14 protein-coding genes are annotated in these 11412 nt (G+C 64.3%); 4 read left to right on the top strand and 10 right to left on the bottom strand.

Features of this window, described 5'->3' with window-relative positions:
- Nucleotides 1–63 precede the first annotated feature (63 nt).
- From rho to GT007_RS21570, 10 genes are all read right to left on the bottom strand, one after another.
- The gene (gene rho, locus GT007_RS21615) at nt 64–1338 is read right to left on the bottom strand and encodes a transcription termination factor Rho (protein WP_160123747.1); all 1275 of its coding nucleotides are present in this window, start codon (nt 1336–1338) and stop codon (nt 64–66) included.
- A gap of 163 nt (nt 1339–1501) precedes the next feature.
- Nucleotides 1502–2005, bottom strand: a complete 504-nt coding sequence (locus GT007_RS21610; RefSeq protein WP_160123746.1) for a hypothetical protein — start codon at nt 2003–2005, stop codon at nt 1502–1504.
- Between the two features lie 32 nt (nt 2006–2037).
- Nucleotides 2038–2376, bottom strand: coding sequence for a DUF6883 domain-containing protein (locus GT007_RS21605; protein WP_160123745.1), 339 nt, complete (start codon nt 2374–2376; stop codon nt 2038–2040).
- The gene (locus GT007_RS21600) at nt 2345–2689 is read right to left on the bottom strand and encodes a DUF4926 domain-containing protein (protein ID WP_160123744.1); all 345 of its coding nucleotides are present in this window, start codon (nt 2687–2689) and stop codon (nt 2345–2347) included. Before GT007_RS21600 ends, GT007_RS21605 begins: the two co-directional genes overlap by 32 nt.
- 4 nt (nt 2690–2693) lie before the next feature.
- Nucleotides 2694–3002, bottom strand: a complete 309-nt coding sequence (locus tag GT007_RS21595; RefSeq protein WP_160123743.1) for a hypothetical protein — start codon at nt 3000–3002, stop codon at nt 2694–2696.
- A 528-nt stretch (nt 3003–3530) separates the two neighbouring features.
- Nucleotides 3531–3983: a protoporphyrinogen oxidase HemJ gene (gene hemJ, locus GT007_RS21590; protein WP_160123742.1), complete on the bottom strand. Its 453-nt coding sequence runs from the start codon at nt 3981–3983 to the stop codon at nt 3531–3533.
- A 4-nt stretch (nt 3984–3987) separates the two neighbouring features.
- Complete coding sequence (locus GT007_RS21585) at nt 3988–4941, bottom strand: Bug family tripartite tricarboxylate transporter substrate binding protein (protein ID WP_160123741.1); 954 nt, start codon at nt 4939–4941, stop codon at nt 3988–3990.
- A 283-nt stretch (nt 4942–5224) separates the two neighbouring features.
- The gene (locus GT007_RS21580) at nt 5225–5965 is read right to left on the bottom strand and encodes an SDR family NAD(P)-dependent oxidoreductase (RefSeq protein ID WP_160123740.1); all 741 of its coding nucleotides are present in this window, start codon (nt 5963–5965) and stop codon (nt 5225–5227) included.
- Nucleotides 5962–6573 carry a Maf family nucleotide pyrophosphatase gene (locus GT007_RS21575; RefSeq protein ID WP_160123739.1) on the bottom strand — a complete coding sequence of 204 codons (612 nt, stop codon included), beginning with the start codon at nt 6571–6573 and terminating at the stop codon, nt 5962–5964. The genes GT007_RS21580 and GT007_RS21575 overlap by 4 nt, the downstream gene beginning before the upstream one ends.
- Nucleotides 6560–7489 carry a pyruvate, water dikinase regulatory protein gene (locus GT007_RS21570; protein ID WP_160123738.1) on the bottom strand — a complete coding sequence of 310 codons (930 nt, stop codon included), beginning with the start codon at nt 7487–7489 and terminating at the stop codon, nt 6560–6562. The genes GT007_RS21575 and GT007_RS21570 overlap by 14 nt, the downstream gene beginning before the upstream one ends.
- Nucleotides 7490–7785: 296 nt before the next feature.
- Between GT007_RS21570 and hemE the strand changes: the two genes are divergently transcribed.
- From hemE to GT007_RS21550, 4 genes are all read left to right on the top strand, one after another.
- Nucleotides 7786–8823, top strand: a complete 1038-nt coding sequence (gene hemE / locus GT007_RS21565; RefSeq protein WP_160123737.1) for a uroporphyrinogen decarboxylase — start codon at nt 7786–7788, stop codon at nt 8821–8823.
- Between the two features lie 42 nt (nt 8824–8865).
- Nucleotides 8866–9927, top strand: a complete 1062-nt coding sequence (hemH, locus tag GT007_RS21560) for a ferrochelatase (RefSeq protein WP_160123736.1) — start codon at nt 8866–8868, stop codon at nt 9925–9927.
- Nucleotides 9924–10568, top strand: coding sequence for an HAD family hydrolase (locus GT007_RS21555; RefSeq protein WP_160123735.1), 645 nt, complete (start codon nt 9924–9926; stop codon nt 10566–10568). The genes hemH and GT007_RS21555 overlap by 4 nt, the downstream gene beginning before the upstream one ends.
- A gap of 69 nt (nt 10569–10637) precedes the next feature.
- Nucleotides 10638–11327, top strand: coding sequence for an MgtC/SapB family protein (locus tag GT007_RS21550; protein WP_236571799.1), 690 nt, complete (start codon nt 10638–10640; stop codon nt 11325–11327).
- The last annotated feature ends 85 nt before the right edge of the window (nt 11328–11412 follow it).

The following is an 11412-nucleotide window of genomic DNA, read 5'->3' as shown; positions in this document are numbered from 1 at the left end:
TGTCAGGGGCAGAGCCCCTGACTGGGGGTTCGGGGGCAAAGCCCCTGAGCTGGGCCGCCCCGATCAGGTATTCATCGCGTCGAAGAAATCCTGGTTGGTCTTGCTGTACTTCAGCTTGTCCACCAGGAATTCCATCGCATCCTGCATGCCCATCGGGTTCAGGATACGCCGCAGCACCCACATCTTGGACAGGGTGCCGCGCTCGACCAGCAGTTCTTCCTTGCGGGTGCCGGACTTGGTGATGTCGATCGCCGGGAAGACGCGCTTGTCGGACAGCTTGCGGTCCAGCACGATTTCGCAGTTACCGGTGCCCTTGAACTCTTCGAAGATCACCTCGTCCATGCGGCTGCCGGTGTCGATCAGGGCGGTGGCGATGATGGTCAGCGAACCGCCTTCCTCGACATTGCGGGCCGCGCCGAAGAAGCGCTTGGGGCGCTGCAGGGCGTTGGCGTCCACGCCGCCCGTCAGCACCTTGCCCGAGGAGGGGACGACCGAGTTGTAGGCACGGCCGAGGCGCGTGATGCTGTCCAGCAGCACCACCACGTCGCGCTTGTGCTCGACCAGGCGCTTGGCCTTTTCCAGCACCATTTCCGTGACCTGCACGTGGCGGGTGGCGGGTTCGTCGAAGGTGCTGGCCACCACCTCACCGCGCACGGTGCGGGCCATGTCGGTCACTTCCTCCGGCCGCTCGTCGATGAGCAGCACGATCAGGAACACGTCCGGGTTGTTGGCGGTGATGGACTTGGCGATGTTCTGCAGCATCACCGTCTTGCCGGTGCGCGGCGGGGCCACGATCAGCGCGCGCTGGCCCATGCCGATGGGGGCCACCAGGTCGATCACGCGATGGGTGTAGTCCTTGGTCGGGCCCTTCGCGACGCTCTCGACCTCGGCGTTTTCCATCTTGAGGCGCCGGGTGGGATACAGCGGCGTCAGGTTGTCGAAGTTGATGCGGGTGCGCAGCGCCTCGGGCGGCTCGAAATTGACCGAGTTCACCTTGAGCATGGCGAAGTAGCGCTCGCCATCCTTGGGGGCCCGGATCTGGCCTTCGACCGTATCGCCGGTGCGCAGGCCGAAGCGGCGCACCTGGGCGGGGGAGACGTAGATGTCATCGGGACCCGGCAGGAAGTTCGCCTGCGGGCTGCGCAGATAGCCGAAGCCGTCGGAGAGGATTTCGAGCGTCCCCTCGCCGTAGATCGCCTGGTCGTTGTCGGCCAGCACTTTCAGGATGGCGAACAGGATGTCCTGCTTGCGCAGGGTGGAAGCGTTCTCGACCCCCACCTCCTCGGCGAAGGCGAGAAGGTCGGGCGGGCTCTTGGCCTTGAGTTCGGAGAGATGCATCGCTGATGGATGTTCCGGGCATGGGCCGCGCGCGACCTGGGGCGGGGTCCGGCCTGGTTCCCGTAGTGGAAACCGTACCGGCATGCGGCCGCTGCGCTGGCGTTGGGAAAGGCGGGACGCGAAGGTGCCGCTGCGCATGGATTAGGGACGCGGACCGCCCGCGTCAATGACCGGTTGTGGCGCGCGGCGTGGATTTCGCGAAGGAAATGGCCAGAAGCGCGAAGGCCACGCCGGCGGTGAGCCAGGCGGAGACATCGCCGAGCTTGCTCTGCGCCGCGACGCTGAGGCCGTTGTAGCCGGCATGGCACAGAATGACGGTGCCCATCTGCCAGCGCCCGGGCCAGGAGAGACGGCCGAGCCCCCAGTGGAAGGCGACGGAGGCAAGCCCGCCCAGCAGGGCGGCGGGTTGGGCGAACAGGGGGGATTCGAGCTTCGACCAGCCCTCATATAGGCCGAAGACCAGACCGGTGGCGCCCCAGGGGGCGCGCAGGATTTCGGCGAAGAGGCGCTTCGAGGCTTCCTCGACCATCGGGCCGAGGATGACGGCCATCATGACGACGGCAAGGACGGGGCCGACCATGCCGCGGGAGAGTTCTGTCAGCGCCAGGGTCTCGATGACGACCGAGAGGGCGATGGCGAGGAGGCCGGCGAGGAGGGGGCGGATCATGAAAGATTCAAGGTATTCTGAAAATATAAAAATTAATTTCGAGAGGGATTTGGATAAGCAGTCACAAATAAAATTTCATCTTTATTTTTTTCCAACCAAATAGTCCTTATGCAGTAATTCGCATTATTTGGATTCTTAAAATAACACTCGACCACATGTTTTTTTCCATGTGGCGTCGTAACCGTCTTTAAGACGGCGTTTACCTCCGGGTGCGCTTCCAAGGCTTCAAGCAATTGATCAGGATTGTTTATTTCAAAACCAACAGAAAGAAAAAAATTGCATTTGCTCCTCCCATCAGGATGGTTAGAATTTAACAAATAATCAGTTATTTTTCTTCTATCAATAATTAATTTCTCTGTATCGAGATGCATTTTTTTCCTCATTGCTTACTATGTCGTCAACGTCAACAAAAATAACGGAATTACTATGGCTCGGAAATTCAACCATAAATACTTTTTTGGGCTCTACCACTTCAACAATAGTTCCCCTAGAGCCTTTTGGGATTTTGGCACCCTCATCGGAGGGTAAAGGCCGCACGGAACGGACAAGATCGAATATTCTAAAATTTTCCCTAGATGAAAATTCTTTGTAGGAATTTAAGTCTATATTTTTATTTTCCCACAGTAAGAATTTTTCTTTGGTCGGTTCGTTTAAAATAACAGTCGACCATTCATGATCAATCACGATGCTAATCCTTTGTTATTTTCTTTACGCCTGTTCGTTTTTTGAATTTTTCCTGCATCCCATTCTTTGTTTTGCTGATTTGGTCAGCAAATTTATAAAAATCTAACTCACTCATCACTATTGTTGCCGTAACATACCTCTCCACTTTTTTATTTGTGGAATTAAATTTTGTTGAAAACAAATTGAATTTTACAAGTCCTGGCCTAGAAATTGCACCTACGTAACCTTCGACGAACAGCTCAGGTGCCTCATGAAGTCCGACTACGTTGATCTCAGCCTTGACATTAAATTTCTCAACTTCATCGTCTGCCATGAAACTTCTCCTAGATTGGAAATCTGGCTCACGCATTAAGCTACCATCAGCGCCGCGGGATACCGAATCGCATTTTAAGATCTGCTTAAAATTTCACTACGTTGGCCCAGAGCACGCTTTGGGATCCGATGGCGACAATCGGCTACTCTGCTTCGCCTAATCCATCTAAGGTCGAAAGGTTCAGTCAAAAACCCCCCCATCACATAATCATGCCCACGCACCAATGCTGCTCCATAGCTGGTAGACCCGTGCATTCTTGTGCACACTCATCTGCGCATGGAACGCTAATCCATCGTCTTAGGTGACGGTCCGGATCAGCCGCCGCATCGGCTAGCTACGCATCAAACTAATCCGATGTGTTTCTATTCAGAAACCGTAGCGCAAAGCTCTTCCACTCTTAACATGATCAGTCACTCTCCAGTTCCCCGGACAGTTTCGATACGGCACTACTATCAGTAGCAACGCGCCGAGCGCCGTTCCGTCGACGCGTCGAGCAGATTCGACCGAGGGCCCCCCGTCAACTTCTTTTCAGAATGGCCTAACAATCACCATCACCACAATCACCACCATCAGCAGCGTCGGCACCTCATTCATGATGCGCCAGTATTTCCCGCTGCCCACCCGCTCGCCCTTGGCGAACCGCCTCTGCGCCCGCGCCAGCACGGTATGAAATACCGTCATCCCCACCACGCTGGCGAATTTCACGTGCCACCACCCGGCACTCCAATCCACCACCCCCGGTGTCAGGATCAGGATGATGCCGAAGGTCCAGGTCGCGTGCATCGCGGGCCCCATGATGGCCTTCGCCAGCCGGCGCTCCATCACCACGAAGCGCGCTTCCTCGGCCGAGCCCGCCGCGGTCTCGTGGTGGTACACGAACAGGCGCGGCAGATAGAACAGCGCCGCCATCCAGGCGATGACGCTGATCACGTGCAGCGCCTTGGTCCAGGGGTAGAAGTGGCTCAGGACATCGAAGGTCATGCCCTCATCTATGGGACAGGCCCAGCTCCGCCAGCAAGCCCCGGTTCACCTCCGCCTCCGCCAGGAAGCGCGCGCGGAAGGCCGAACCGGGCAGGAAGGCGACGCCCGCGTTCAGCCGTTCCGCCACCGCACGGAAACCCTCGCTGCCCACCGCGCGCTCACACGCGCGCTCCATGGTGGCGGCGATGTCGTCCGGCAAACCCACCGGCGCGACCAGCCCGCCATAGGTGCTGCCCTGCATCGGGATGCCGGCCTCCGCCGCCGTGGGCAGGTTCGGCAAGCCGGGCAGCCGGCGCTCACCCAGCACCGCGATGGGCGTCAGGCCCGTGCTGGTGGCCACCGCCGCGCTTTCCACGAACATCATGATCTGCCCGCCCAGCGCCGCCGTGGCGATCGGCCCCGCCCCCGTGAACGGCACCGCCAGCGCCTGCACGCCCGCGATGCGCAGCATCTGCGCCGTCAGGATATGCTGGGTGCTGCCCATGCCGGGCACACCATAGGTCAGCGCATCGGGCCCGCGCCGCGCCTGGCCCAGCATGCCGCGCAGATCCTCGAACGGTGCGCCCCGGCCCAGGATCACCACCTGCGGCGTGTCATACACCTGGCAGATGTAGCGCAACCCATCCGCCTGATACGGCGTGGCCTGCATGAAAGGCTGGGTGGTGACGGCGTTGTTGGGCGACAGGCCGATGGTGGTGCCATCGGGCCGGGCACGCGCGACCTCCGCCACGCCGATCGCCCCGGCGGCGCCGCCCCGGTTCACCGCCACTACGGTCTGGCCGAGGGCGCGCGAAAACTCGGCCTGCAGCGCACGGCCCATCAGGTCCGTGTTGCCGCCGGGCGGGAAGGGAATGATCAGCTGGATGGCGCGGTTGGGGGTGCTGTCCTGCGCCATGGCGGGCATGGCAAGGCACAGCAAGGCGAAGGCGGCCGTTACGGCTCTGATAGGACGTTTCATAGGGGGGATTAGGAGAGGAAAGGCGGGTGGGTGGGAAGGGAAAAAGGCCGAGGGGCTCTGCCCCTCGGGCACCCCGCCAAAGGCCGAAAGGCCCTTGGAACCCAGGAATTGGCGCTACATCCTGACAGGTGGGGCACCAATTATATTATAAATATCAATGGGAAACACCTTCCCAAGGTCAGCGCCAAACTCATGGGGTGCAGGGGCCTTTCGGCTCCTGCCGGGGGTCCAGGGGGCGGAGCCCCCTGGTAGCCACTTGTCCAGGGGGCGGCGCCCCCTGGTCTCACACGTGCTGCCCGCCGTTGATATGGATTTCCGCCCCATTGATATAGCTGCTCTGCCCCGAGCACAGGAACAGGATGGTTTCCGCCACTTCCCGTGCCTCGCCCAGGCGCCGCAGCGGGATTTGCTGTTCCACAATTTTTTCCGTCCCGGGCGACAGGATGGCGGTGTCGATTTCCCCGGGTGCGATGGCGTTCACCCGCACGCCGTGGGCGCCGAATTCATGTGCCATTTCCCGCGTCAGCGCCGCCAGTGCCGCCTTGGAGCACGCATAGGCCGCCCCCGCGAAGGGATGCACGCGCGACCCCACGATACTGGTCACGTTCACCACCGAGGCCCCGGCGGCCTTCAGTTCCGGGAACAGCCCGCGCGCCAGCAGCGCGGTGCTGAACAGGTTCACGTTGAACACGGACATCCACAGCGCGGCGTCGCTGTCCAGCACGCCCAGCCGCGCGCCCCTGGGCCCTTTGGGGGAGATGCCGGCATTGTTCACCAGCGCGTGCAGCTTGCCGTCCGGCAGGCGCTCGCGCACCGTCTGGATCAGGGTCTCCACCTGGGCGGGGTCGCCCAGATCGGCCTGCAGGTGGCTGGAGCGCGCCTCGGGCCAGGCGCATTCCTCGGAAAAGGGTTGGCGGGAGACGGTGAGGATGCGCCACCCCGCCGCCTGGAATTTCTTGACGGTGGCGTGGCCGATGCCCCGGCTGGCGCCGGTCAGCAGCATGGTCTTGCGGGGCGTGCTCATACCGGAATGATACGCTGCTGGCGCAGGAAGCCCAGCACCGCCAGCATCGGCAGGCCGAGAATGCTGCTGTGCTCGCCCTCGATGCGGTCGAACAGCTGGATGCCCGGCCCTTCGAGGCGATAGGCGCCGACGCTGGACAGCACGGCCTCGCCTTCCAGCGCCAGGTATTCGGCGATGAAATCCTCGGACAGCGGGCGCACCCACAGTTTCGGGCTGTCCACATGGGTCCAGATCCGCTGGCCACCGCGGAAGGCGACCACCCCGTTCACCAGCCGGTGCCGCCTGCCGGACAGCGCGCGCAGATGCGCGGCCGCGCCGTGCAGGTCGGCGGGCTTGTCGAACCAGGCGCCCTCGCATTCCAGGATCTGGTCGGCGCCGAGCACCAGGGCCTCCGGGTGGCGGCGGGCGATGCGTTCGGCCTTGGCCTCGGCCAGCATCACGGCGGCTTCCTCGGGGGAGAATTCCTCGGTGCGGGCGGCCTGTTTCAGCGCGTCCTCATCCACATGGGCGGCCTGGGCGGTGAAGCGCAGGCCGGCGGCGGCCAGCAGCGCGCGGCGCGCGGCGGATTGGCTGGCCAGGATCAGGGGCGGGTGTTCAGCCTGCGGCATCGCCAGCTGCCCCCCCGCTGGCCCCACCAGTGATATGGCCCAGCACCGCCGCCGCCGGGTCCTCCGGCGCGTGGTCGGGGTGGTTGCCGCGTTTCTTGTGCCAGATTTCCATCTGCTGCATCACGGTGGCCGCCGTTTCCTCGATGCTGCGGCGGGTCACGTCGATCACCGGCCAGCCGCGCTGGGCGCACAGGCGCCGGGCGGCGATGATTTCCGCCTGCACGGCGTCTTCCTTCACGTAATCCGTCTCACCCTGGCGCACGCCGCCGGTGCCGATGATCTTGAGGCGGGAGCGCCGGATGTCGATCAGCGATTTCGGGTCGATGGTCAGGCCGACGACGGGGCAGGGCGGGTTGTCCAGCTCGGCCGGGATGGGCGCGCCGGGCACCAGCGGCACGTTCGCGGCCTTCACCCCCCGGTTGGCCAGGTAGAAACAGGTGGGCGTCTTGCTGCTGCGGGACACGCCGACCAGCACCACATCGGCGTTGGCGATACCGGTGATGCCCTGCCCGTCATCATGCGCCAGCACATAGTGCATGGCGTCGATGCGGCGGAAATAATCGGCGTCCATCACATGCTGGGCGGCGCGCTTCTGCCGCGCCTGGGAACCGATGGCGGCACTCAGCATCTCCTCCACCGGGTCCAGCACCGACACATGGGGGATATCCAGCCGGTGGCAGGTTTCCTCCAGCGCGTTGCGCAGGGATTTGTCCACCAGGGTGAACAGCACGGGCCCCGGCTCGGCCTCCAGCCCCTCCAGCACCTGGTCCAGATTCATGCGGGAGCGCACCAGCGACCAGCGGTGATGGATCACGTGGTGGTTCTCGAACCGCGACAGCACGGCGCGCGCGATGGAGTTCAGTGTCTCACCCGTGCTGTCGGATACCAGGTGCAGGTTGATGCTGCGGATTGGCATGGGGGAATTCCGTGAATGAAGTGGAATAGTGGGGATAGTTTTGGCCCCTTGGCATCCCCCCTGGGATTCCCGGGCAGCGAATGCACAAACTGATAACTCGGCCGTGAGGCGCTGGGGAACATGTGGATGATGTGGACAGCTTTCGCCAAGCCAGGGAATCCCCCGTTTCGCGGAACGTGAACGAAACGGACATCCCTGCCGACGAATGGGGTATGACGTTGCTTCCCCACAATCCACAGCACTGCAAACCACAACATCTTTCTAGATTCCTTGTTTATTGCGATGAGTGGGACGCGATGAACGAAAAACCCCTCCTTGCCGCCCTGGATGGCCACTCCGTCTGGCCGCCCCCTGCCTGGATGATGCGCCAGGCCGGGCGCCACCTGCCGGAGTACCGCGCCACGCGCGCCCAGGCCGGGGATTTCCTCTCCCTGGTCACCACGCCCGAGCTCGCGGCGGAGGTCACGCTGCAGCCCGTCCGCCGCTACGGCATGGATGGCGCCATCCTGTTCAGCGACATCCTGATGGTGCCCTGGGCCATGGGGCAGAAGCTGTGGATGGCGGAGGGCGAAGGCCCGCGCCTGGAACCGATCCAGGACCTCTCGGCGCTGTCGCGCCTGAACCCCGTGGCCCTGCGTGGCAACGCGGCGCCCATCTTCGAAACGGTCGCCCGCGTGCGGGAGGCCCTGGACGAGGCCGGCAGCCGCACCACGCTGATCGGTTTCGCCGGCAGCCCCTTCACGGTGGCGTGCTATATGGTCGAGGGCAAAGGCGGCAGCGACTTCGCCCTGACGCGGGAACTGGCCTATGCCGATCCCACCTTCTTCGCGCGCCTCATCCGCATCCTGACCGATGCCACGGTGGACTACCTGCTGGCGCAGGTGGAGGCGGGGGCGGAGGCCCTGATGCTGTTCGACAGCTGGTCGGGCCTGCTCTCGCCCAACCAGTTCCGGCGCTGGGTGATCGACCCGACGGCCGCGATCCGCCGCGCGGTGGCGGCCGCGGCGCCGCATATCCCGATGATCGGCTTCCCCAGGCTGGCGGGGCTGATGCTGGGGGATTACGCGGCCCGCACCGGCATGCAGGGCATCGGCATGGACACCCACACCGACCCGCGCTGGGCCATGCAGGTGGTTCCCGACAATGTCGCGCTGCAAGGCAACCTCGACCCGCTGGCGCTGATGGCCGGCGGCATCGCGCTGGAAACCGAGGCGCGGACCCTGCTCTCGACCATGCGGGGCCGGCCCTTCATCTTCAACCTGGGCCATGGCATCGAGAAGGAAACCCCGATCGAGCATGTGGTGCAGACCTTGCGCCTGGTGCGCGGGGGTTGAACCCCCGGTTGAACTTCCACTGGGCATAGGCACATCAGGCGCATGGAAAAAATCGCGATCGTGCTGCTGAACCTGGGCGGGCCGGACAGCCCCCAGGCGGTGCGGCCCTTCCTGGAAAACCTGTTCCGGGACCCGGCCATCCTGCGCGTGCCAGGCTTCATCAGGCCGTGGCTGGGCAAGTTCATCGCCGCGCGCCGCACGAAGGCCGCGACGGAAAACTACATGATCCTGGGCGGCAAATCGCCGCTGCTGGAACTGACGCAAGGCCAGGCCCAGGCGCTGGAAACGGTTCTGGCCGGGGACCCGGCGGCGGAATACCGCTGCTTCGTCGCCATGCGCTACTGGCACCCGTTCAGCGACGAGGCCGCCCGCGCCGTGCAGGCCTGGGGCGCCACCCGGGTGCTGCTGCTGCCGCTGTATCCGCAATATTCCACCACCACGACCGGCAGCAGCCAGACCGCCTGGGACGAGGCGGCGGCGAAGATCGGCCTCTCCCTGCCGACGCAGACGCTGTGCTGCTGGCATTCCGATGAAGGTTTCGCGTCAGCCACCGCCGCCATCCTGCGCGAAAGCCTGCATCAGGCCCGCGCCGGGCTGGCACCGGGGCAGAAGCTGCGCGTGCTGTTCAGCGCCCATGGCCTGCCGGAAAGCATCGTGAAGCGCGGTGACCCCTATCAGTGGCAGGTGGAACAGACCGTCGCCGCCGTGGTGGCCGCGCTGGGCGAACCGGATCTGGATTTCACCATCTGCTACCAGTCCCGCGTCACGCCGCAGAAGTGGATCGGCCCCAGCACCGACGCCGAGATCGAGCGCGCGGGCCAGGAAAAGATGGCCCTGCTGGTCTGCCCGATCGCCTTCGTTTCCGAGCATTCGGAAACCCTGGTGGAGCTGGACGTGGAATACCGCGAACTGGCCGAACACAAGGGCGTGCCTGGCTATTTCCGCATGCCGGCGCAGAACAGCGATGCCGGCTTCATCCAGGCGCTGGCCGGGCTGGTGCGCAATACGCTGGCCTATGGCCGGCCGCTGTGCAGCTTCCGTGGCGGGCGGCAATGCCCTAAGCCCCTGGGCGACTGCCCCCACAGCAAGGCCCGCGCCGCATGATCCGTCCCTCCGCCGTGTTGTTCGATTGCGATGGCGTGCTGGTGGACAGCGAAGGGCTGGTGAACCGCATCCTGGCCGAGGAACTGACCGGGCGCGGCTGGGCCATGGAAGGGCCGGAGGCGCGGGAGCGCTTCCTCGGCATGGCATGGCCCGACATCCGCGTGGCGATCGAGACCCGCACAGGCGGCCTTCCAGCGGGGTGGGAGGGCAGCTTCGCCCACCGGGTGGCCCGCACCCTGGCCACGGAGGCCCTGCCCATCCCAGGCGCGCTGGAGGCCCTGCACGCGGTGGCCCGGCACCTGCCGGTGGCCGTCGCCAGCAATTCCTCTCGCGAGGAGCTGGAAACCAAGCTGGCGGTGCTGGAGCTGGGGGCGGTGTTCGGGGCGCGGGTGTTCAGCTTCCAGGACGTGGCCCGGCCCAAGCCGCACCCCGACATCTACCTGGCGGCGGCGCAGAGCTGCGGCGCGGAACCTGGGCAATGCGTGGTGATCGAGGACAGTGTGACCGGCGTGCGCGCGGGCCGCGCGGCCGGCTGCCGCGTGCTGGGCTTCGCGCATGAAACCCCCGTGGAAGCCCTGGCCATGGCCGGGGCCGAGGTCTTCACCAGCATGGCCGCGCTGCCGAGGCTGCTGGGCGTGTGAATTCGCTTCCCAGAAGGGCCGGCCGCGGGATACAGCCCTTCCATGCAGTTCATTCAAACCTTTGATTTATTGCAGTTTCTTGACAGTGTTGTCAGCCTGACGGCGGCGTTCGTCTTCGGCGCGCTGATCGGGGCGGAACGCCAGTACCGCCAGCGCACCGCGGGGCTGCGCACCACCGTGCTGGTGGCCGTCGGCGCCGCCGCCTTCGTGGATTTGGCCCAGCGCATCGCCGGCACGGCGGAGGCGGTGCGCGTGATTTCCTATGTCGTGTCCGGCATCGGCTTTCTGGGCGCCGGCGTCATCATGAAGGACGGCACGAATGTGCGCGGCCTGAACACGGCCGCCACCCTGTGGTGCGCGGCGGCCGTGGGCGCCTGCACCGGCACGGACATGCTGGCCGAAGGCGCGCTGCTGACCTTCTTCATCCTGTTCGGCAACACCGCCCTGCGGCACCTGGTCAACATGATCAACCGCATCCCCATCAGCGAACGCGACGGCGAGGCGACCTATGAGGTCTCCGTCATCTCGACCCTGGACGCGATGCCCCAGGCCCGCGACCTGCTGGTGGAAAAACTGGAAGCGGCGAACTACGGCATCAGCGACGTGAAAGTCATCGAACGCGGGGAAACCAAGGCGGAAATCAAGGCGACGCTGGTGCACATCGCGCTGGACCCGGCAGGGCTGGAAGCGGTGCTGGTGGAAGTGGCGAAAGCACCCGGGGTGCTGCACACGACATGGGATAACAGCCGGACGACGTGATGGACGGAAAGCCTGGGGGGCTGACCCCGAGGGGCTCCGCCCCTCGGCTCCCCGCCAGGGGCTCTGCCCCCCATCCTCCTTTGGG

The organism is Rhodovarius lipocyclicus, assembly GCF_009900765.1.
GTDB classification, from domain to species: Bacteria; Pseudomonadota; Alphaproteobacteria; order Acetobacterales; family Acetobacteraceae; genus Rhodovarius; species Rhodovarius lipocyclicus.
Note: the sequence above shows the minus strand (reverse complement) of the source record. Positions and strands in the feature narration are given on the sequence as shown.

What these genes read in the sequence shown, in the direction of transcription:
- rho (WP_160123747.1), bottom strand. Translation starts at nt 1,338, where the DNA reads ATGCATCTCTCCGAACTCAAGGCCAAGAGCCCGCCCGACCTTCTCGCC.
- GT007_RS21610 (WP_160123746.1), bottom strand. Translation starts at nt 2,005, where the DNA reads ATGATCCGCCCCCTCCTCGCCGGCCTCCTCGCCATCGCCCTCTCGGTC.
- GT007_RS21605 (WP_160123745.1), bottom strand. Translation starts at nt 2,376, where the DNA reads ATGCATCTCGATACAGAGAAATTAATTATTGATAGAAGAAAAATAACT.
- GT007_RS21595 (WP_160123743.1), bottom strand. Translation starts at nt 3,002, where the DNA reads ATGGCAGACGATGAAGTTGAGAAATTTAATGTCAAGGCTGAGATCAAC.
- hemJ (WP_160123742.1), bottom strand. Translation starts at nt 3,983, where the DNA reads ATGACCTTCGATGTCCTGAGCCACTTCTACCCCTGGACCAAGGCGCTG.
- GT007_RS21585 (WP_160123741.1), bottom strand. Translation starts at nt 4,941, where the DNA reads ATGAAACGTCCTATCAGAGCCGTAACGGCCGCCTTCGCCTTGCTGTGC.
- GT007_RS21580 (WP_160123740.1), bottom strand. Translation starts at nt 5,965, where the DNA reads ATGAGCACGCCCCGCAAGACCATGCTGCTGACCGGCGCCAGCCGGGGC.
- GT007_RS21575 (WP_160123739.1), bottom strand. Translation starts at nt 6,573, where the DNA reads ATGCCGCAGGCTGAACACCCGCCCCTGATCCTGGCCAGCCAATCCGCC.
- GT007_RS21570 (WP_160123738.1), bottom strand. Translation starts at nt 7,489, where the DNA reads ATGCCAATCCGCAGCATCAACCTGCACCTGGTATCCGACAGCACGGGT.
- hemE (WP_160123737.1), top strand. Translation starts at nt 7,786, where the DNA reads ATGAACGAAAAACCCCTCCTTGCCGCCCTGGATGGCCACTCCGTCTGG.
- hemH (WP_160123736.1), top strand. Translation starts at nt 8,866, where the DNA reads ATGGAAAAAATCGCGATCGTGCTGCTGAACCTGGGCGGGCCGGACAGC.
- GT007_RS21555 (WP_160123735.1), top strand. Translation starts at nt 9,924, where the DNA reads ATGATCCGTCCCTCCGCCGTGTTGTTCGATTGCGATGGCGTGCTGGTG.